The following is a 21291-nucleotide window of genomic DNA, read 5'->3' as shown; positions in this document are numbered from 1 at the left end:
GCGAGTAGGGTCACGAACATGACGACCACCCCGGGAGAGGCCACCGACCGCGGCTACACCGCCGACGACACCGAACGCTTCGCCCTCGAATCCCGCAAGAGCCGAAGACGTGGTCCGTTCGAGCGCGACCGCGCCCGTGTCCTGCACAGTTCCGCGCTGCGCCGGCTCTCGGCCAAGACCCAGGTGGTACAGCCCGGAGTCAGCGACTTCCCGCGTACCCGACTCACCCACTCACTGGAGTGCGCCCAGATCGGCCGAGAGCTCGGACAGGCGCTGGGCTGTGACCCCGACCTGGTCGAGGCCGCCTGCCTGTCCCACGACCTGGGACATCCGCCCTTCGGGCACAACGGCGAACGAGCCCTCGACGAGGCCGCCGCGGCCTGCGGCGGGTTCGAGGGCAACGCCCAGAGCCTGCGCCTGCTCATGCGACTGGAGGGCAAGGTCGTCGACCCCGACGGCCGCAGCGCCGGACTGAACCTCACCCGCGCCACCCTCGACGCCACCGTCAAGTACCCCTGGGGGCGAGGGGAGGGCGGCGACACCCACAAATTCAACTGCTACCCCGACGACGTCGAGGTGTTCACCTGGTTGCGCAAGGGCGCGCCGACCGGTCGGACCTGTTTCGAGGCCCAGGTCATGGACTGGGCGGACGACGTGGCCTACTCGGTGCACGACGTCGAGGACGCCATGCACGCCGGGATGGTGCGCATGACGGCCCTGCGCGACCCGGTCGAACGCGCCGAGGTGGTGCGCATCGCCGGTGCCCACTACTGCGACGCCGAAGCCACCGAACTGGAGGACGCCTACCTCTCCCTGCTCGCCGAGCCGATCTGGCCCCGCGAGTTCACCGGAGACCTCGCCTCCCTGGCCGGGCTCAAGAACCTCACCAGCGAACTCATCGGCCGGTTCTGCCGCGCCGCCGAACTGGCCACCCGCGAGGCCTACGGTCCCGGCGCGCTCACCCGCTACGGCGCCGACCTCATCGTGCCCCGCCGCGCCCTCCTGGAGTGCGCCCTGCTCAAGGCCATGGCCGCGCACTTCGTGATGGACCGCGAAGAGGCGCGCCGCTACCAGGTCGAGGAACGTCGCGTCCTCACCGAGTTGGTCGACGTCCTCTGGCACGGTGCTCCCGGGGCCCTCGAACCCCTGTTCCAGGTCCCGTACGAGACCGCGCCCGACGACGCCGCCGCGCTGCGCGTGATCATCGACCAGGTCGCCTCACTCACCGACACCTCGGCCTCGGCCCTGCACAAGCGGCTCCTGGGCTGAGCCCGGAGCCGCCGGGCCCGGTCACCGGTAGCCGCGGATCTCCCGCAACGCCTTCGCCACGGGCCCGTAGGTCGGCATCACCATGGGGGTGCTGAAGGGCCGGTACCGGGTGGTCACCCCATCGGGCGTGGTCGGGCCCGGACCGCGGATCCGGCAAGGGGGCCTCCCGGGGGAAGAGAAGGAACGCTCCCCGGCACGTCCACCCGAATCGGAGGGGACCGAATAGCCGGTGACACCGCGGTCGCGTCGGTGCGAACCCGGAGGGAGTGGCCGGACCGCCTCGGGAGCGAACTAGGCTGAAAACCGTGGCAGGACGGATCAAAGACGAAGACATCGCACTCGTACGCGAGCGCACCCCCATCGCCGACGTCATCGGCGAGTACCTCCAGCTGCGCAACGCCGGAGGCGGTTCCCTCAAGGGGCTGTGCCCCTTCCACGACGAGAAGTCGCCCTCCTTCAACGTCACCCCGTCGAAGAACCTCTACTACTGCTTCGGCTGTAACGAGGGCGGGGACGTCATCTCGTTCGTGCAGAAGATCGACAGCCTCAGCTTCGTTGAGGCGGTCGAGACGCTCGCTCGGCAGACCGGCCTCACACTGCGCTACGAGGAGGGTGGGCGCAGCACGCCCAGGCGGGACGAGGGCAAACGCCAACGGTTGCTCGACGCGCACAAGGCCGCCGCGGAGTTCTACGCCGAGCAACTCCTGACCCCGGCCGCGGTGACCGCGAGGCAGTTCCTCGACGAGCGCGGATTCAACCGGGTGCACGCCGAACAGTTCGGGTTGGGCTTCGCCCCGGCGGGCTGGCAGAGCCTCGTGGACCACCTGCGTCGGAAGGGCTTCACCGACGCCGAGGTCATCGAGGGCGGCCTGGCCGGTCAGGGGCGACGCGGCGCCTACGATCGCTTCCGCAACCGGCTGCTGTGGCCGGTCCGTGAGGTCACCGGAGAGGTGGTCGGCTTCGGCGCGCGCAAGCTGGACCCGAGCGAGGACGGCCCCAAGTACCTCAACTCGCCCGAGAGTCCCATCTTCCACAAGGGGCGCCTGCTGTACGGGTTGGACCTGGCCAAACGGGAGATCTCCCGCAAGGGCGAGGCGGTCATCGTCGAGGGCTACACCGACGTCATGGCCTGCCACGAGGCCGGGGTGACCACGGCGGTCGCCACCTGCGGAACCTCCTTCGGCGAGGACCACCTCAAGATCCTGCGCCGCATGCTGTTGGGCCGCTCCAACCAGGGCGGCCGGGTCGTGTTCACCTTCGACGGGGACAAGGCCGGGCAGAAGGCGGCCGTGCGAGCGTTCGCCGAGGAACACGGGTTCACCTCGGAGACCTTCGTGGCCGTCCAACCCGACGGTCTCGACCCCTGTGACCTGCGACTCCAGCAGGGGCCCCAGGCGGTGGCCGACCTGGTCGACGGCGCCAGCCCGCTGTACGAGTTCATGATCCGCACCATCGTCGAGGGTTACGACCTGACCAACGCCGAGGGCCGCATCGCCGCCCTGGACGCGGCCGCGCCCGTGGTCGCCAGCATCCGCGACGAGGGCGTGCGCCTCACCTACGGCAAGAACCTGGACCGCTGGCTCGGGCTGATGGACGAGGCCTTCGTGCTGCGCCGGGTCCGCCAGCACATGGGCCGAGGCCGTGGACACGCTGCCGCCCCGGCCCCCGTGACGCCCACCCCGGACGCCCGAGAGGCCCCCTACGACCTGGCCGACCCGTCGGTGCAGCGCGAACGCCAGGCGCTCAAACTCGCGATCCAGCAACCGCACCTGGCCGTGGGCTTCGACGCCCTGGGGGAGGAGGACTTCACCGTCCCCCAGCACCAGGCGGTGCTACGGATCATCCGGGAGCAGGGTGGTGTGGCCGCCGCGGGAGATCCCCAGCACTGGCCGATCGTTCTGCGCGAGGCGGCGCCCAACGATCTCCAACGCGATTTCGTCACACGCCTCGGTGTAGAGGAGATCAAGTTCTATGGAGAACTCGACGAACATTCCTCAGGAATAATGTTGAGCACAATCAAGACTCATTCCATCAATCGGCGCGAGGCAAACCTCAAATCCGAGTTGCACCGTATCGATCAGGCCGCTCAGCCGGAGGAGTTCAACCGGGTCTTCGCCGAACTCATGCAGCTCGGCCAGCAAAAACGCGCACTGAGGGAGTCGGGGATCGAGGGCATGTAGCACGGGGGTGACAATAATGGTTCTCCCCATTTCGCTAGCATTGTGGGCACAATGTACGGGTGGCTCCCACGATCGTGTCCCAGGAAATACCGTCCATTCGCCAGGTCGTCCCACTTCTCCCCGACTCGGGTCGGGGAACGGTCAGTCGTGGGGAGGTCGCGTCCGCGCTGGAACGTCTGGACGCGCCACCCGACTCCCTCGACCGGACGATCTCCGGCCTGTCCCGCGTCGGGGTGGAGGTGGCCGAACCGGAGGAGACGCCCGTAGTCCTCGACCAGGGCCGCCGCTCAGGCTCGGACCTGGTCCGTATGTACCTGCGGGAGATCGGCCGGGTGCCCCTGCTCACCGCGCGGGACGAGGTGGACCTGGCCAAGGCGATCGAGGCGGGTCTGTACGCCGGACGCAGGGACCCCGAGGAGGGGTTCTGCACGGCGGAGGAACTCACCGAACTGGTCGAGGAGGGCCACCGGGCCAAACGGCGTCTCATCGAATCGAACCTGCGCCTGGTGGTGTCGATCGCCAAGCGCTACATGGGGCGCGGCCTGATGTTCCTGGACCTGATCCAAGAGGGCAACCTGGGGCTCATTCGCGCCGTGGAGAAGTTCGACCACGGCAAGGGCTTCAAGTTCTCCACCTACGCCACCTGGTGGATCCGCCAGGCCATCACCCGCGCCATCGCCGACCAGGCGCGCACCATCCGCATCCCCGTGCACATGGTGGAGATCATCAACAAGATCACCCGGGTCCAGCACCGGTTGCACCAGCAACTGGGCCGTGAACCCAGCCTCGCCGAGATCTCCGCTGCGGCGGGCTTCGGCGGAGAGCGCGTCCTGGAGATCCAGCGCATGGCCCGCGAACCGGTCTCCCTCCAGGCCCCCATCGGAGTGGAGGAGTCCGACTTCGGCGACTTCATCGAGGACTCCGACGCCGTCATACCGGTGGAGGCGGCCGCCTTCAGCCTGCTCCAGGAACGGTTGCGGGTGATCCTGGGCGAGTTGTCCGACCGTGAACGGCGCATCATCCGACTGAGGTTCGGGCTGGTCGACGATCATCCGCGCACCCTGGAGCAGGTGGGCCGGGAGTTCGGGGTGACCCGGGAACGCATCCGGCAGATCGAGGCCAAGACCCTGGCCAAACTCCGCCACCCCTCGCGGGCCGGCGCCCTGAAGGACTTCCTGCACGGCGGTTGATCTCGGTCCAACGTCCGGGGACCGCCCCGGGTTCCCCAACGTCCGGGAACGGCCTCATGTGGCCGACATGGGACGAACCACCACCCCCACCGCGCTCCTGCCCCTACGGTCGTGGTGTGAACGCCCTGCCGACACCCTTCAGGCCCCGACCGTCCCCCGGGCGGCGTCCGCTGCTGGTGGTGGGAGCGGCCGTCGTCGCCGTCGTACTCATCGTGGGGAGCATCGTGCTCCTGAACAAGCGACCGCTCGAACGCATCGGTTACTTCGCCGACTGGAACGTGGCCAACCGCGGATTCACCGTCGAACGGCTCAGACAGAGCGGCGCCCCCGAACACCTGACCCGCTTGATGTGGGCCTTCGGCGACATCGACCCCGAGGGCCTGTGTCACATCCCCGAGGGCGACCACGATCAACCCTGGGAGCTGTACCAGCGTCGCTACGACGCCGACGAGAGCGTCAACGGGGAGGCCGACGAGTACGAACAGGAACTGGCCGGCAGCCTCAACCAGCTCCGACAACTACGCGCCCTGTATCCGGACCTGGGCGCGAGCCTGTCCCTGGGCGGATGGAACTGGTCGGTGCACTTCTCCACCGCCGCCCGCACCGAGGAGTCCCGAGAGGCCTTCGTGTCCTCCTGCCTCGACCTGTGGCTGCGCGGGAACCTGCCGGTGCGCGGGGACGAACCCCAAGGCGGAGACGGGGCCGCCTCGGGTGTCTTCGACGGCATCGACCTGGACTGGGAGTGGCCGGGCGGCCAGGGCAACGCCTCCAATGTCGAACACCCCGACGATCCGGCCGGCTTCACCCTCCTGCTGGCCGAGTTCCGCCGCCAGATGGACGAACTCTCCGCCGAGACCGGCCAGGAGTACATCCTGTCCGCGTCCCTGCCCGGTGGGGCCTCCCAGAGCCAGACCTACGAGGCGGAGATCTTCGACCACGTCGACTTCGCCACCGTGCAGGGCTACGACTTCTCCGGTCCCTGGAGCGAGAGCACCGCCCACCACTCCAACCTCCACGTCCCCGAATACGACGACGAGGCCAACAGCGTCGACCAGGCCGTCCGCCGCTACCTGGATCTGGGTGCCGACCCCGACCGGTTGGTCATGGGCATTCCGGCGTTCGGGCGCGGTTGGCAGGGTGTGCCCGCGGACGAGGACGGCCGCGACCAGACCGCCGAGGGGCCTGCGGACGACGACTACGACGGCCCGACCCGCCCGTTCGACGAGCTGGAGGAGATGGAGGGGCGCCGCTTCCTCGACGAGGAGGCCGGCTCCTACTGGATCTACGACGGCGACGAGTGGTGGACCTACGACAACCCCGACGTGATCGCCCTCAAGGGCGAGTACGTGCGGGAGGAGGGTCTGGCCGGGATGATGGTCTGGAACCTCGACATGGACGCCGACGGCGACCTGGTACGCGTCATGGACGAGTCCCTGGAGGGATCCGCGCCGACGCGGTGAACCGATGGTCGCGCGGCGTGGTTGCCAGGACGACGTGCGTCACGCCACGCTGATCCCATGGCCGACCCGAGCAGCACCACCGCACGACCCGATCTCGCCGCCCTGCGCAGGGACCTGGAGGATTCCGTCCAGGGGACCGTGGCCCTGGACGCGGGAACCCTCGCCCTGTACACCTCCGACGCCTCCAACTACCGCCGCGTCCCCCTGGCCGTGGTCATCCCCGAGACGGTCGAGGACTGCGTGGCCGCGGTCCGTGCCTGCGCCGCGCACGGGGTATCGGTGATCCCTCGCGGGGGCGGCACCTCCATCGCGGGGAACGCCATCGGCACCGGCGTGGTCATCGACACCTCACGCCACCTGCGGCGCGTCGTCGAGGTCGATCCCGCCTCGCGCACCGCCACCGTCGAACCCGGGGTGATCCTCGACGACCTACGGGCCGCGACCGCCGAACACGGCCTGACCTTCGCCCCCGACCCCTCCACGCACAGCCGCTGCACCATCGGCGGCATGGTCGGCAACAACGCCTGTGGCTCGCACTCGGTGGCCTGGGGCACCACGGCCGACAACATCGTCGCCCTGGACGTGCTGTTGTCCGACGGCACCCGGATGACGGTCGGCTCCGAGCACACCGCCGAGGAGTTCGCCGCACTGGCCGAACGCCCCGGCCGTGAGGGGCGGGTCCACGCCGCCCTGGCCCGCCTGGTGGAGACCCACCGCGCCGAGCTGCGCACCGCGATGCCCGAGTTCCGCCGTCGCGTCTCCGGCTACGGACTGGACCGGCTGCTGCCGGAGAAGGGCCGCGACGTGGCCGCGGCCCTGGTCGGTACCGAGGGCACCTGCGTGATGGTCCTGGGCGCCACCGTCCGCCTGGTGGAGTCACCGCCCGCCCGGGCCCTGGCCGTCCTGGGATACGACGACGCGCCGTCGGCCGCCGACGCGGTTCCCGCCCTGCTGGAACACTCCCCGCTCACGGTGGAGGGCATCAACGACCGCATGGTCGCGGCCCTGGACCGTCAGGGGTCGAGTTCCCGGGTTCCGTTGCCGTTGGGCGGGGCGTGGCTGCTGGTGGAGATCGCCGGGAAGGACCCACAGGACGCGGCCGAGGCCGCCGAGGCGATGATCGCCGCGCTGGAGGACGAGAGCCGACCCCGGGACGCGTCCGTGGTGGTCTCCTCCGCCCACCAGAAGGCGTTGTGGCGCATCAGGGAGGAGGGCGCGGGACTCACCTCCCGAACCCCTACCGGCGCCGAGGCCTGGTCGGGATGGGAGGACGCCGCGGTGCCCCCGCAGAACCTGGGCGACTACCTGCGCGACTTCGACGCCCTCATGGCCAGGCACGAGCGGTACGGGCTCGTCTACGGGCACTTCGGCGACGGCTGTCTGCACGTGCGCATCGACTTCGAGCTCACCCACGAACAGGGACGGCGCGAGTACCGGGCGTTCATGGAGGAGGCCGCCGAGATCGTCGTCCGCCACGGTGGATCACTGTCCGGGGAACACGGTGACGGTCAGGCCCGTTCGGAGCTGCTCTCGCGTATGTACCCGCGCAGCGTCATCGAGGCCTTCGCCGAGTTCCGACGGATCTGGGATCCGGAGGGGCTGATGAACCCCGGCATCATCGTCGATCCGCTACCCCTGGACGCCGATGTGCGCGTGGCCACCGATCTGCGTCCCGAACTGCCGCTGCTCTCCCAGACCACGCTGGCCTACACCGAGGACGACGGGGACTTCGTCAAGGCGCTGCGCCGTTGCTCGGGCGTGGGCAAGTGCCGCAGGCAGAGCGGGCCCGGGGTGATGTGCCCCAGCTACCAGGTCACCCAGGAGGAGAAGCATTCCACGCGCGGGCGCGCCCACCTGTTGTTCGAGATGGCCAACGGCGAGGTGATCACCGACGGGTGGCGGTCGGAGGAGGTGCGCGAGTCCCTGGACCTGTGCCTGTCCTGCAAGGGCTGTCTGAGCGACTGCCCGGTCAACGTGGACATGGCCTCCTACAAGGCCGAGTTCCTACACCAGCACTACCGGGGCCGGGTGCGGCCGGCCGCGCACTACTCGATGGGGTGGTTGCCGGTGCTGGCCCGTCTGGCGTCGCTGGCGCCGGCCGAGACCAACCGGCTGGCGCGGCTTCCGGGGGTCTCGTCCCTGGCGAAGAAGGCCGCCGGGGTGGCCGCCCAACGCGACCTGCCGGCATTCGCGCGCACCACCTTCACCAGGGCCTTCAAACGGCGACTGAACCGGGGGGAGGGACGCCAGGGCGGCCCCAAGGTGGTGCTGTGGCCGGACACCTTCGGGAACCTGCTCAACCCGGGGGTGCTGACGAGCGCGGTCCGGGTCCTGGAGGACGCCGGGTTCTCGGTGGTGCTGCCCAAGGGACAGGTGTGCTGCGGGCTGACCTGGGTGTCCACCGGACAGTTGGACGTGGCCAGGGCCGTGATGCGCCGGGCGGTGTCGGCCCTGGCCCCCCTGGTCTCCCAGGGGTTGCCGGTGGTGGGCCTGGAGCCCAGTTGCACGGCGGCGCTCAAGCACGACCTGGTGGAGCTGTTGCCGGGGGAGGAGAGCCGTCGGGTGGCGAACGCGACGCACACCTTCGCGGGCTTCCTGAACGAGTACGCCCCGGACTGGATCCCGCCGCGGGTGGACGCCTCGGCGTTGGCGCAGGTGCACTGTCACCAGCACGCGGTGAGCGGATTCGACGCCGACCGGGAGCTCATCGCCCGCGCCGGCATCGACGGCGAGGTCCTGGACTCGGGCTGTTGCGGCCTGGCCGGAGACTTCGGGTTCACCGAGGGGCACTACGAGGTCTCCAGCGCCATCGGTGAACGCGAACTCCTACCGCGCGTGCGCGAGGCCGAGCGGGACACCCTGGTGCTGGCCGACGGGTACAGCTGCCGCACCCAGATCGAACAGGGGACCGGCCGCCGGGCCCTGCACCTGGCCGAGGTCCTCGCCCGGGCGCTCGGTAAGTCGGACTAGTGCCGCGACGGGGTCGACCTTGACTGACGCGGCACTAGACGCCCATCTGTTCGCGGATCAGGGCCAGGGCCCGGGAGACGGCGTCGGAGAGACGCGGGTCGTTCGGGTCCAGGCCCTCGCCCAGGTGGACCCGCCAGTCGATCTCGCTGCCGAGCGGGGCACGCCTGGCGACCAGACGGAAACCCTCGGTGGAGCCGGGGGAGGGGAACGGGACGAAGCGGTTGACCAGGATGCTGGACGTGACCCGCTCGGCGACGGTCTCGGCCATCCGTCGATAGTCGACGACGCCGCCGGTCAGCTCGGTGCGCAACCGTACGGTGCGCTCACCGTGCCCCTCCTCGATGAACCTCAGCTCCTCGGTGCCCCACTTGGCCTGGTCGATGTCCTGCCAGCGGACGGCGTGACCGTCGGGCAGGTACAGGGAGCGGGTGGCGGCCACCAGAACCGATGGCCGCCCCTCGGGGGAGGGCCCGGTCCCGGCCGGAGCGGCGACGGGCGCGTGCGCGAGCACGCGTTCGCCACGCTCCAACCGGGAACGGATCTGGGCGGGTACGTCGCCCCGTCCGAACCACGCCATGTTCACAGGTCCCGGTCGGGTCCGGTGCGGGGCTCGGGCGCGGTCCCGTTGACGGTGCCGGCCTCCCACTCGAGCAGTTCGGACTCCTCCTCGGTGGGGCGGGACAGGAAGTCCCGCACGGAGGTGATGGGCATCTTGTCCACGGCCTTGTCGTAGACGGCGCGGCCGGCGTTGCTCGCCTGCGCGCCGACGAGCCCGGCGACCTCCTGCACGAGCGGACTGTCGGCCACCTTGCGCGCGGTGCGGGTGAGCTGCTCGTAGCGGGCCCTGCCCGCCTTGGCGCCCAGGACGTAGCCGATGGCCAGTCCGGCGACGAATGTGATCCGATAGCGCATGGGTCCCTCTTTACAGCCTTGGTGACGGTCGGAGTGGTCCATTCCCGACGTTACCGCCTCGTGGTCCCCACCACACGGGCCGACACCGGTCACGAGCACTCCGCGAGCGCGCTAGTCTAGTGATGTCGCCGAGGCCCGAAGGGCCCCGGGAAAAGCGCGATCCCGCGTAGCTCAATCGGCAGAGCAGCCGGCTGTTAACCGGCAGGTTACTGGTTCGAGTCCAGTCGCGGGAGCTGTGGACAACGGTTCGCGTCCCTTTCGAGGTGGCGCTAGGCTTGTACCCGAACGCGATCCCGCGTAGCTCAATCGGCAGAGCAGCCGGCTGTTAACCGGCAGGTTACTGGTTCGAGTCCAGTCGCGGGAGCGGTGAGCGAGGCCCGTCGGAGGAATCCGGCGGGCCTTCGTCGTGTGCGGGGTGGAAGCGAACAGAACGCGGCCCCCGTCCGCTGCCGGTCCTTTGGGGCTCCAACGCGGGTACGGGGGTGTCGCGGTCAGATGCGGCCCATGCCACCGATGATCAGTCGACGGTTGCGGTGCGGCATCTGGTAGCTGCCCGGGATCGGGGGAGCCACCGGCATGGTGCGCCATTTCTGGGCCTGGAGCAGGCCGGGCGGAACCGATTCCCACCCGTCGAAGAACGCGGTGATCTGCTCCTCCGTACGCCAGTGGCCGTGACCGAGTCGCTGTAGGAACAGTTGTTCCAGCTGTTCGGCGCGACGTGCGTCCTTGGGGTGGCGCACGGGATCGGGGCGACAGTAGTGGCTGAGGACCATGTGACTGCCGGGGGCGAGGGCGTCGCGCAGGGTGGCGATGTTGTGGGCGGCGGCCTCTGCGCTCGGGGTGTGCGAGACCGCACCGGTGAGCAGGAGGCCGACCGGTCGTTCCAGGTTCAGGAAGCGGCTGCTCTCGGGGTCGTGCAGCAGTCGCGCGGGGTTCTCCAGACCGACGGGCACGGCGGTGGTCGTGCGGCCGTCGCGGGTCAGGGCACGGTGGTGGGTGAGGACGATCGGGTCGGAGGTGGCGTAGACGACGCGGGCCTCGGGAGAGACCTCCTGGGCGATCTGGTGAGGGTCACCCGGCGCCGGCAGACCCGCCCCCACGTGGAGGAACTGGGTGATGCCCAGATCGGTGGCCATGTGCCGGACGGCGCGCTGCTGGAAGGCGCGTTCCCCCAGAACGAGGTCGACGAAGCCGGGCGCGACCCGGTCGGCCTGGGCGGCGAACTCCCGATCCACCTCGAAGTGGTCCTTGCCCTTGAGGTGGAAGGAGTGCAGCCGGCTGACGCTGGCCCTGGTCAGGTTGACGGGCGGCGGGGGTTCCGCCCGAACGTGATTTTCCCCCGCCTGCCTCAGGAAATCGGGGGAAGTGAAACGAGACATCGCCGTCCTCTTGTTCTGAGGTGGGGAAGTGTGGCCGACTCCCAGGATTGTATTCGGAGTTCGCCTGGTTGTTAACCGAGTCCAGGATACATGTGGTAAAAAAACGCCGCCCGAGGTCGACCTCGAAGAGCCCGGTCCTGTGGGTAGGGTTCGACCTGGGGTCTCCTGTGTTTTTATGCCTAATGTCCATTATGAGAGGAATGGGCTCAGGGGTGTGGGCGGAGACCACGGGCCACCGGGGATCCGGGGCGCCGAACGACCCGGGCACTCGGTCACCAACGGCCGCCAACGGGCGACCATGGGAGCTCATGCAGGTAACGGCCATGGTGAAAATACTCCGCCACCCTAAAGGAATTGACCCGATCAATTAGCGGAACCGCCCACTGCCAGCGAGAATCCACCACCGAAGAGCCCGACCGTATTCGTTCGACGTGGTCCCGAACCCCTCATGAAATGTACGACGCAGGGAAGGGAACGCGCCGTGCAGATGTCCTCGCCCGGCTCCGCACCGGGTCCGGCTAGCCTGAGTGCATGGACCGTCCCTACACCATCCTGAGCTGCGCGATGTCGGTCGACGGGCGCATCGACGACACCGGACCCGAACGCCTCCGGCTGTCCAACGAGGCCGACTTCGCCGAGATCGACGAACTGCGCGCCGGATGCGACGCCATCCTCGTCGGCGCGGGCACCCTGCGGGCCGACAACCCACGTCTGCTGGTCCGTTCACCGGTCCTACGCGAGCGCCGCCGCGAACAGGGACGCACGGAGAACCTCCTCAAGGCCGTGGTCACCCGCGGTGGAGACCTCGACCCGAAGGCCCGGTTCTTCGCCACCGGTGACGCCGGCGCCGTGGTGTACACCGGGGGAACGGGCGTGCACACCGCCACACGACTGCTCTCGGAGCGGCCCCAGGCCCACCCGCCCGTGGACGTCGTCGACGCCGGTGACCCGCCCACCGTCCAGGGGATCCTCACCGACCTCGCCGATCGCGGGGTCGAACGTCTCCTGGTCGAGGGCGGCGGCCACATCCACACCCTCTTCCTCACCTCGGGGCTGGTCGACGAGTTGCGGTTGGCCGTCGCCCCCTTCTTCGTGGGGCGGGAGGACGCCCCGAGCTTCGTCCGGCCGGGCGCCTATCCCTACACCCCGCACAAGCCCATGCGTTTGGTGGAGGCCCGCGCCCTGGGCGAGGTCGCCGTCCTGCGCTACTGTCTCGCCCCGGAGGAATGATGATGACCATGGCACACGCGACGCGCGGACCCGACCCCGCCGAGGGCGACGCCGACACCCATTGGCTGGAACACGCGGTCACGCTGTCCCGCTCCTGCCCGCCGTCGGACACCGCCTACTCCGTGGGCGCCGTGATCGTCACCGCCGACGGCCTGGTCCTGAGCCAGGGGTACTCCCGCCGAGACGACCCCCACGACCACGCCGAGGAGGTGGCCCTGCGAGGCGTGGACCGCGACGACCTCCGGCTGGCCACGGCCACGATCTACAGTTCCCTGGAACCGTGCAGCGCCCGCGCCTCCCGGCCCCGATCCTGTAGCGCCCTGATCCTGGACACCTCGCTCCCGCGGGTGGTGCTGGCCTGGCGCGAACCCGAGGTGTTCGTGGACTGCGACGGCGCCGAACGCCTGGCCGCGGCCGGTCGGGTCGTGGTGGAACGCCCCGACCTCGCCGCCCACGTGCGGGAGGTCAACGCCCACCTGATCCACTGAACCGGCCCCCACGCGAGCCGGAACACCGCCTGCCGAGACCGGACTACATCCGGTCCACGTCGATGACGTGGACGACCGCCCGGCCCTCGGCGTCGGAGGCGGCCAGGTCCACCTCGGCGCTGATGCCCCAGTCGTGGTGCTCCTCGGGGTCGGCGAAGACCTGGCGGAGCCGCCACACGTCCTTCTCCTCCTCGATCTGGAGCATCTTCGGGCCGCGCGCGTCCGGGCCGATACCGATCTCGTCGTGTTCGGCGTAGTAGGCCTCCAAGGCCTCGGCCCACTCCTCGCCGTCCCATTCGTCGTCCTCGGACATCTTGCCGAGTTCGCCGTAGCGGCGGCGGGCGGCCAGTTCCACGCGGCGGAACATCTCGTTGCGCACCAAGACGCGGAAGGCACGGGCGTTGGCGGTGACCGGGCGGACCTTCTCCTCGACCTCCGCCTCGTCCTCGCCCTCGACCTCGTCCTCGGGGTTGGTGAGCTTCTCCCACTCGTCGAGGAGGCTGGAGTCGACCTGACGGACCAGCTCGCCCAACCACTCGATGAGGTCGCGCAGTTCCTCGGTCTTGGCGTCGTCGGGCACCGTCTGGTTGAGGGCCTTGTAGGCGCCGGCCAGGTAGCGCAGGACCAGCCCTTCGGAGCGGGCCAGCTCGTAGTGGCCGACGTACTCTACGAAGTTCATCGCGCGCTCGTACATGTCGCGGGCGATCGTCTTGGGCCGCAGCGGGTGGTCGCCCACCCACGGGTGGCCTCGTCGGTACACGTCGTAGGCGTGTTCGAGGAGCTCTTCCAGCGGCTTGGGGTAGTCGACCTCCTCCAACAGCTCCATGCGCTCCTCGTACTCGATGCCGTCCATCTTCATCTGCTGGACGGCCTCACCACGGGCCTTGTTGAGCTGCGCGCCGAGGATCTGCCGCGGGTCGTCCAGGGTGGACTCCACGATGGTGAGCACGTCGAGCGGATAGGTGGTCGACTCCACGTCGAGCAGGTCCAGCGCCGCCAGCGCGAATGTCGACAGGGGCTGGTTCAGCGCGAAGTCGGCCTGTAGGTCGACGGTGAGTCGGGCGGTGCGTCCCTGCTCGTCGGGTTCGGGCAGGGTCTCCACGATGCCGCCGTCCAACAGCGAACGGTAGATCGCGATGGCCTCGCTGATGTGCTTGCGCTGGGCCTTGCGGTCGTCGTGGTTCTCGGTGAGCAGATGCTTCATCGCCGCGAAGCAGTTGCCGGGGCGGGCGATGATGCTCAACAGCATCGCGTTGCTCACCCGGAAGCGGGAGTCGAGGGGTTCGGGCTCGGCCTCGATGAGCTTGTGGAAGGTCGCCTCGTCCCAGGTGACGAAGCCTTCCGGGGCCTTCTTGCGCACGACCTTGCGGCGCTTCTTGGAGTCGTCGCCCGCCTTGGCGAGGGACTTCTCGTTCTCGATGACGTGTTCGGGCGCCTGGGCGACGACGTTGCCGACGGTGTCGAACCCGGCTCGGCCGGCGCGTCCGGCGATCTGGTGGAACTCGCGGGCCCGAAGCCTACGCACCCGCACCCCGTCGTATTTGCTCAGCGCGGTGAACAGCACGGTGCGGATGGGCACGTTCACGCCCACCCCCAGGGTGTCGGTGCCGCAGATGACCTTCAGCAGCCCGGCCTGGGCCAGCCGTTCCACCAGACGCCGGTACTTGGGCAGCATCCCGGCGTGGTGGACGCCGATGCCGTGCCGCACGTACCGGGACAGGTTGCGACCGAACTTGGTGGTGAAGCGGAAGTTGCCGATCTCCTCGGCGATCTTCGCCTTCTCCTCTTTGGTGCACATGTTGATGCTGGTCAACGACTGTGCGCGTTCCACCGCCTGCGCCTGGGTGAAGTGCACGATGTACACGGGGGCGTCGCCCTCGCCGAGGAGCTGTTCGAGTGTCTCGTGCAGCGGGGTGACCCGGTAGTCGTAGTAGAGGGGGACGGGGCGCTCGGCGGAGGAGACCACGGAGGTGGACCTGCCCGTGCGCTTCTCCAGGTCCTCCTCGAAACGGGTGACGTCGCCGAGGGTGGCCGACATCAGCACGAACTGGGTCTGCGGCATCTCCAACAGCGGCACCTGCCACGCCCACCCGCGGTCGGGCTCGGCGTAGAAGTGGAACTCGTCCATGATGACGGTGTTGATGTCGGCGTCCTTGCCCTCGGCCAAGGCGATCTGGGCGAGGACCTCGGCCGTACAGCACACGATGGGGGCGTCCGCGTTGACGGAGGCGTCACCGGTCATCATGCCGACGTTCTCGGTGCCGAAGATCTTGCACAGGTCGAAGAACTTCTCCGACACGAGCGCCTTGATGGGCGCGGTGTAGAAGGCGCACTCGTCCCGTGCCAGGGCGGCGAAGAGGGCACCGGTGGCGACCATGCTCTTGCCGGAACCGGTGGGGGTGCTGAGGATGACGTTGGACCCGGAGACGACCTCGATCAAGGCCTCCTCCTGGTGTGGATAGAGGGTGAGGCCCCGCTCCTCGGCCCACGAAGCGAAAGCCTCGAAGAGGGTATCGGGTTCAGGTTCGGCCGGAAGCACATCGATGAGACTCACGGTCTCTATACTGCCCGCTCCCGAACCCCCCTCGCGACGATCGTGGGGTATGACCGTTCACCGGCGGCCCGAACACCAAGGTCCGAAGACGACGGCGGGCACCCCATGGGAGGTGCCCGCCGTTCGTACTCGCGAAGGCCCTACCTGACCAGACCGAGCTTGCGGACGGTGTCGCGCTCCTCGACGAGCTCCTGAACGGAGGCGTCGATGCGGCCGCGGGAGAACTCGTCGATCTCCAAGCCCTGCACGATCTCCCAAGCACCGTTCTTGGACACGACAGGGAAGGAGGAGATGATGCCCTCGGGCACACCGTAGGAGCCGTCGGAGGGGATGGCCGCGGAGGTCCAGTCGCCCTCGGGGGTGCCGTTGACCCAGTCGTGGACGTGGTCGATGGCGGCGTTCGCGGCGGAGGCGGCGGAGGACGCGCCACGGGCCTCGATGATCGCGGCGCCGCGCTTGGCGACGGTCGGGATGAAGTCGTTCTCCAGCCACGACTGATCGTTCACGGCCTGGGCGGCGTTGGAGCCGTTGACCTCGGCGTGGAACAGGTCCGGGTACTGGGTCGCGGAGTGGTTGCCCCAGATGGTGAGCTTCTTGATGTCGTTGATCGACACACCGAGCTTCTTGGCGAGCTGGGTGAGCGCGCGGTTGTGGTCCAGACGGGTCATCGCGGTGAAGCGCTCGGCCGGAACGTCCGGAGCGTGGTTCTGCGCGATGAGGGCGTTGGTGTTGGCGGGGTTGCCGACCACCAGGACGCGGACGTCGTCGGCGGCACCGGCGTTGATGGCCTCGCCCTGGGGCTTGAAGATGCCGCCGTTGGCCTCCAGGAGGTCACCGCGCTCCATGCCCTTGCCGCGGGGACGTGCGCCGACCAGCAGGCCGACGTTGGCGCCCTCGAAGGCCTTCTTGGCGTCGTCGAAGATGTCGATGCCCGAGAGCAGGGGGAAGGCGCAGTCGTCGAGCTCCATCGCGGTGCCCTCGGCGGCCTTGACCGCCTGGGGGATCTCCAGGAGACGCAGCTTCACCGGGGTGTCGGCGCCGAGCAGCTGACCGGAGGCGATCCGGAACAGCAGGGCGTAGCCGATCTGGCCGGCGGCGCCGGTGACGGTGACGTTGACGGGTGCTTTGGACATGCGTGAACTCTCCTGACGACGATGTGCGACCCGCGATGTTACCAACGGGTTCGAAGCGGTTCCGGCGCCGGGCCCAGGGGGTACGGCCTGGCGAGCACCGCACCAACCCACCCTAGACCGCCCGTCTTCCATGTCCGTGACCAAGGTCGGGTCAGTCGCCACGGGGCGTGTTCCGGGTGGTCGGGCAACCCCTGCCGGGTAACGGATTCGGGCGCGGAAACGGCGGACGTACCCTGTTAGGATGACGTTTGCCAACGGTGGAGGGCCGGTAGCTCAGTTGGTTAGAGCAGGGGACTCATAATCCCTGGGTCGCGGGTTCGAGTCCTGCCCGGCCTACCCCTTCCCCGCACGCAAAAAGCGCCGCCGGCCTGCGGATACGGGCCAGCGGCGCTTTTCTTGTTATCCGAGTGACCACGGACCGGCGCGGCACAGGTCAGGGCGGTCGACCCCGTGTCGTTCGGTCGTCGTTGTTCCCGACTCTCCCGAAACGGTCGCTCTGGGTAGTATCAGGCAACTCTCTCGACTTCCGCGACCTTTGTCCGAATGGTTCTCCCGTTTATGCATATGGGGGATTTCTCGAGCAAAACCGAAAGGCCGTTCGGAATCGATACATGTTGGGTCCGTCCGTCGCTACCGATGAGGGGCGGGCCGGCACCCCCGATCTCCCCCTAAACTGGCCGCCGACCCGAGGGGACCGACGTGTCCCAGGTCTCGGCGACCAACGCCGGGACGAGTACGTCGGACGGGTCGAAGGACATGGTGCGACCGGGGGGAAGGCGTGGGGTGGACGGAGGTCGATCGACACGAACGGGGCGGCGACGCCTCCGACTCGTCCAGACTCTGCGCTTGCTCGCGGTGGCCGTGGCGGGCGCGGTCCTGCTGACCGGGATCGGTCCTGAGGACGCCTTCGAGGTGACCTACCGCTCCGTGCCGGAGTCCGAACGCTCGGACGCCCTCCCGTTGGCCGCCCTGCTGGACCGAACCGGTGTCTCCGAGGACGGTGACGCCGACGGAGGCGATCTCGACGGCGCGGGCAACAGCCTGTCCGCGCGCACGCTCGAATCCGCCGGTTGGCTCCCCGGTGGAGAGGTCACCCTGCTGGACACCGAGCTGAGCCTGCCCGCTTATGGGGAGGGACGCCCCGACCACATGATCGCCGAAGGTCAACGACTCGCCCTGGCCGACGTCCCCACCCGGATGGACTCGGTGACCTTCCTGGCCACCGGGACCCGCACCGACGGCACCGGGGCCGACGTTCGCGGTGTGGGCAGCGTGGTCTACACCGATGGCGAGGAGCACAAGTTCGACCTGGTGGTTCCGGAGTGGGCGGCCGGCCCCGCCGGAGACGCCGCCCTGACCCTTCCCTACGCGAACTTCTCGACCGGCTTCGGGCAGGACGCCATCGGTTCGGTGCGCCTGTACGCGCGCTCGATCCCCTTGGACCCCGGCCGTGAGGTCGACCACGTGGTCATGCCCGAGGTCGCCGACCCCCGAGCGAACATGCACGTGTTCTCCGTGGGCGGGCGCCCGGCGGGACAGGAGTGGACCGGAACCTGGGCGCGAGCCACCTCCGGATACGCCGAGGTCGGCCCCTGGGAGGACCAGACCCTGCGCCTGGCGGTGCGCTCCACCACCGGCGGCCACAAGGTGCGCGTGCGGTTGGACAACACCTTCGCCGCGCGTCCGGTCACCATCGGAGCGGCGTCCATCTCCCTACAGGGGGATGGCCCGGCCACGTACGGCGCGGCCGTCCCACTGACCTTCGACGGGGCGCCCGGTGCCGTCATCCCCGCCGGCGGTCGCCTGTTCAGCGACCCCGTGGAAATACTGCTGCCACCGCAGACCGATGCCCTGGTCAGCATCCACCTGCCCGAACAGGTGCGGTCGGCGCCGATCCACTACGCGGCGGTGGACACCAACTACACCAGCCCCCCGGGCAGCGGAGACCAGACCCTGGACCGCTCGGGTGAGCCCTACACGGGTGTGGTGGACCAATGGCCCTTCCTCACCGGGATCGAGGTGGCGGACGGTCCTGGCTCGGTGGTGACCTTCGGGGACTCCATCACCGACGGCATCCGTTCGACCAGGGACGCCCACCGGCGCTGGCCGGACGTGCTCGGTCAGCGCCTGCACGCGAGCCGGGACCTGCCCGACCCGGGCGTGCTGAACCTTGGGGTGGCGGGCAACAGGGTCACGGCCGACGGCTACCCGGGTGAGGGAGTCTCGGTCTACGCCAACGGTGTGAGCATGCTGCACCGGGCCCAACGGGACGTGTTCTCGCAGAGCGGCGTGGGCACCGTGGTGGTGTTCGCGGGCATCAACGACCTGCGCTGGGGCGCCTCCTCCGAGGAGGTGATCGCGGGTCTGAACCGGCTGGCGCGGATGGGTAGGGAGCACGACGTGCGGGTGTTCGTGTCGACGTTGGCGCCGTGTGCCGGATCGCCGCGTTGTACGGCCACGGTGGAGGAACAACGGCGCCGGGTCAACTCCTACCTGCGTGAACAGGCCTACGACCCGGAGTCGTCGTTCACCGGGGTGTGGGACTTCGAAGCGGTGTTGCGCGACCCGGAGTCTCCGACGCGGATGCGGCCCGAATACGACTCCGGTGACCACCTGCACCCCAACGACGCGGGTCTGCGCGCGATCGCCGAGTCGGTGGACCTGTACGAGTTGCTCGGGGTGTGACCCGGAGGTGGGGCGGCCCGGGGCGGAGGCCGCACGGTTCACCGAGGGCAGCCCAGTTGGTGGTGGATGACCAGGTCGACGTAGACCTCGCTCAGGTCCCGCAGGCTCAGCCCGGCCTCGGGTTCGTACCAGTGCACGAGTGAGTCGAATGTCTCCAGGACCTTGTCGGCGGCCCCGCCCGTGTCGGTCACCATGAAGCGGCCTTCGGTGACCCCGGCGAGGACGATCTCCCGCACGCGTTCGCGTAGGGCGCGGTACAGACCGGCGAGTTCCCGGTAGCGCGCGGGGTCGATGGCGCGCAGAGTGGGCATGAGTTCGCGGCTGAGCGCGAGGGCGGTGCGGTGCTTCCAACCACCGGTGATGTGGCCGCGGACGAGGCCGGCCATGCGTTCGGTGGCGCTCGCACGCGGATCGTCGGCGGCCAGCCGGTCCTGGACGTGCTCGTGGGTGGCGTGCAGGACGACCGCGTGGATCAGGTCCAAACGTGTGGGGAAGGCACGTCGTAGGTCGGCGGCGTCGATGTCGGTCTCGACGGCGAGCCGTTGGGTCAGGACGGACATGGGCATGCCGCGAGAGCCGTGTTCGTCGAACAGGCGGGCGGCGCGTTCCAGGACGGGGGCCGTGGTGCGCAGGGCGTGAGGGGAGAGGTCGGCCGTCATTGCTCTGGTTATCTCAGTCGGTCGTCGTACGCCTTTAAGGGACTTTAAGGGAAGGGTGCCAAGGATATCGCCGAAGGGGTGGCGGATTGGGTGGAACGGCGAAACTCGATGAGAAATGTCGAGTTGACGATACGTATGTTGACGATGTTTCGGTCGAAGTGGTCTATGTTCCTTTCGGTGTTTTTGTCAGGGGTGGACGGACCCCTCCCTCCACCCCTGACACCTGCGGATCCTCAGGGAACCCGATTCTGGCCGGCCGCCCCGGGGGCAACGGGGGGAAGGGCACCGGAATCGGCTTCTACGGGTATCGGAGGCGCCTGCGCCCGGCCGGTGGTCAACGACACCAGGTCATCGACGCGTTCGGTGGCCAGAGCGTCCACTCCCATTCCGATGAGCCGTGCCATCTCCGGGAATTCGTTCACGGTCCAGGCGACCACCCGGTGACCGGAACGGTGTATCTCACCGATCGTTTCCCGGTCCAACAGGGTGTGGTGGGTGCCCAGGAAAGTGGGACGCAGTGAACGCAGCAGGTCCTGCGGTGGGGTCCCCGGCAGATCCCAGGCCAACATCAGCCGCGTGCTCGGGCCGTGCTCGCGCAGCGCCCGGAGCACCTCCACCGGTCCGGTGAACAGGGCCTGGTCGACGAAACCGTGTTCGCGCAACACCTTGTCGGCGGCCAGGGCCGCCTCGGGTGTGAGCGCGTCGATCATCAGCGGGGAAGCCTCCCGGCCGCAGAACTCGGCCAGGACCTCCATCAGTGTCGGGACACGCCGCTCCACGTCCTCGCGAGCGGCGGCGAGCTCGGCCAGGGTCAGTTCACCCACCTGGCGAGCCTGGGAACCCGGGACGGTCACGACACGTTCGTCCACCAGGACGGGATACCCGTCCGCGGTCAGGTGGACGTCGATCTTGACCAGGTCGACCCCGCCGCGCAAGGCTGAACGTAGGGCCGGCAGCGTGTTACCCGGGTAGCGTGCGGTGTCTCCGCGTAGTGCGATGGACAACGTCATGTGTCCAAGGGTCGCAAAAACCGGCGCCGCACGTGGCGCAAACAGGAAAAACGCCTACCAAGACCGTCCCCGTCGGGCTTGTGGACGCATGGACGGGTCCCATACGGGCCCAGTGCGAGCGTTGTCACGTCGCGTCGGTCCGTTCCGACCGCGAGGAACTGGGAAACTTTGT

Annotated in this window: 15 protein-coding genes and 3 tRNA genes; 11 read left to right on the top strand and 7 right to left on the bottom strand. The window is 69.0% G+C overall.

The features are described 5' to 3' along the window. Positions 1–18: 18 nt before the first annotated feature. From NLI01S_RS06835 to NLI01S_RS06815, 5 genes are all read left to right on the top strand, one after another. On the top strand, positions 19–1269 hold the full coding sequence (locus NLI01S_RS06835; RefSeq protein ID WP_067600938.1) for a deoxyguanosinetriphosphate triphosphohydrolase: 1251 nt from the start codon (positions 19–21) through the stop codon (positions 1267–1269). Between the two features lie 305 nt (positions 1270–1574). Beyond that, on the top strand, positions 1575–3449 hold the full coding sequence (gene dnaG / locus NLI01S_RS06830) for a DNA primase (RefSeq protein WP_067600935.1): 1875 nt from the start codon (positions 1575–1577) through the stop codon (positions 3447–3449). A gap of 71 nt (positions 3450–3520) precedes the next feature. Further along, positions 3521–4639 carry an RNA polymerase sigma factor RpoD gene (gene rpoD / locus NLI01S_RS06825; protein WP_084392376.1) on the top strand — a complete coding sequence of 373 codons (1119 nt, stop codon included), beginning with the start codon at positions 3521–3523 and terminating at the stop codon, positions 4637–4639. Positions 4640–4755: 116 nt separating this feature from the next. After that, positions 4756–6099, top strand: coding sequence for a glycoside hydrolase family 18 protein (locus NLI01S_RS06820; protein WP_067600932.1), 1344 nt, complete (start codon positions 4756–4758; stop codon positions 6097–6099). Positions 6100–6156: 57 nt separating this feature from the next. Then, positions 6157–9069: an FAD-binding and (Fe-S)-binding domain-containing protein gene (locus NLI01S_RS06815; RefSeq protein ID WP_067600929.1), complete on the top strand. Its 2913-nt coding sequence runs from the start codon at positions 6157–6159 to the stop codon at positions 9067–9069. A 34-nt stretch (positions 9070–9103) separates the two neighbouring features. On the opposite strand, the gene NLI01S_RS06810 is transcribed toward NLI01S_RS06815, so the two are convergent. Together NLI01S_RS06810 and NLI01S_RS06805 are read right to left on the bottom strand one after the other, a co-directional pair. Next, the gene (locus NLI01S_RS06810) at positions 9104–9646 is read right to left on the bottom strand and encodes a hypothetical protein (protein WP_067600926.1); all 543 of its coding nucleotides are present in this window, start codon (positions 9644–9646) and stop codon (positions 9104–9106) included. A 2-nt stretch (positions 9647–9648) separates the two neighbouring features. Beyond that, positions 9649–9981: a hypothetical protein gene (locus tag NLI01S_RS06805; protein WP_067600924.1), complete on the bottom strand. Its 333-nt coding sequence runs from the start codon at positions 9979–9981 to the stop codon at positions 9649–9651. Between the two features lie 160 nt (positions 9982–10141). Between NLI01S_RS06805 and NLI01S_RS06800 the strand changes: the two genes are divergently transcribed. Beyond that, positions 10142–10214: transfer RNA gene (locus tag NLI01S_RS06800), tRNA-Asn, on the top strand. Positions 10215–10272: 58 nt separating this feature from the next. After that, positions 10273–10345, top strand: a tRNA-Asn gene (locus tag NLI01S_RS06795). Between the two features lie 127 nt (positions 10346–10472). Here the strand turns inward: NLI01S_RS06795 and NLI01S_RS06790 are convergent. Further along, a complete protein-coding gene (locus NLI01S_RS06790; protein WP_067600922.1) occupies positions 10473–11360 on the bottom strand; it encodes an SAM-dependent methyltransferase in 888 nt (295 codons plus the stop codon). 531 nt (positions 11361–11891) lie between these two features. On the opposite strand from NLI01S_RS06790, the gene NLI01S_RS06785 reads away from it, so the two are divergent. Continuing rightward, on the top strand, positions 11892–12590 hold the full coding sequence (locus NLI01S_RS06785; protein ID WP_067600920.1) for a RibD family protein: 699 nt from the start codon (positions 11892–11894) through the stop codon (positions 12588–12590). Positions 12591–12592: 2 nt separating this feature from the next. Next, entirely contained in the window at positions 12593–13078 is a 486-nt protein-coding gene (locus tag NLI01S_RS06780; protein ID WP_067600918.1) for a dCMP deaminase, read from the top strand. Positions 13079–13121: 43 nt separating this feature from the next. Here the strand turns inward: NLI01S_RS06780 and NLI01S_RS06775 are convergent, their stop codons facing one another. Together NLI01S_RS06775 and NLI01S_RS06770 are read right to left on the bottom strand one after the other, a co-directional pair. After that, positions 13122–15617, bottom strand: a complete 2496-nt coding sequence (locus NLI01S_RS06775) for a DEAD/DEAH box helicase (protein WP_067600916.1) — start codon at positions 15615–15617, stop codon at positions 13122–13124. Between the two features lie 155 nt (positions 15618–15772). Continuing rightward, a complete protein-coding gene (locus tag NLI01S_RS06770; RefSeq protein WP_067600914.1) occupies positions 15773–16765 on the bottom strand; it encodes a malate dehydrogenase in 993 nt (330 codons plus the stop codon). Between the two features lie 262 nt (positions 16766–17027). Between NLI01S_RS06770 and NLI01S_RS06765 the strand changes: the two genes are divergently transcribed. Next, positions 17028–17101 (top strand) — tRNA-Ile (locus NLI01S_RS06765). 420 nt (positions 17102–17521) lie between these two features. Further along, entirely contained in the window at positions 17522–19450 is a 1929-nt protein-coding gene (locus NLI01S_RS06760; protein WP_067601047.1) for a GDSL-type esterase/lipase family protein, read from the top strand. A gap of 38 nt (positions 19451–19488) precedes the next feature. Here the strand turns inward: NLI01S_RS06760 and NLI01S_RS06755 are convergent, their stop codons facing one another. Together NLI01S_RS06755 and NLI01S_RS06750 are read right to left on the bottom strand one after the other, a co-directional pair. Next, a complete protein-coding gene (locus NLI01S_RS06755) occupies positions 19489–20109 on the bottom strand; it encodes a TetR family transcriptional regulator (protein WP_067600912.1) in 621 nt (206 codons plus the stop codon). Between the two features lie 233 nt (positions 20110–20342). Continuing rightward, a complete protein-coding gene (locus NLI01S_RS06750) occupies positions 20343–21119 on the bottom strand; it encodes a glycerophosphodiester phosphodiesterase (RefSeq protein ID WP_067600910.1) in 777 nt (258 codons plus the stop codon). Positions 21120–21291 lie beyond the last annotated feature (172 nt).

The sequence above is a fragment of the Nocardiopsis listeri NBRC 13360 genome, from assembly GCF_001570765.1.
GTDB lineage: Bacteria > Actinomycetota > Actinomycetes > Streptosporangiales > Streptosporangiaceae > Nocardiopsis > Nocardiopsis listeri.
The sequence above is the reverse complement of the archived record's forward strand: the minus strand, read 5'-3'. Positions and strand labels throughout refer to the sequence as shown.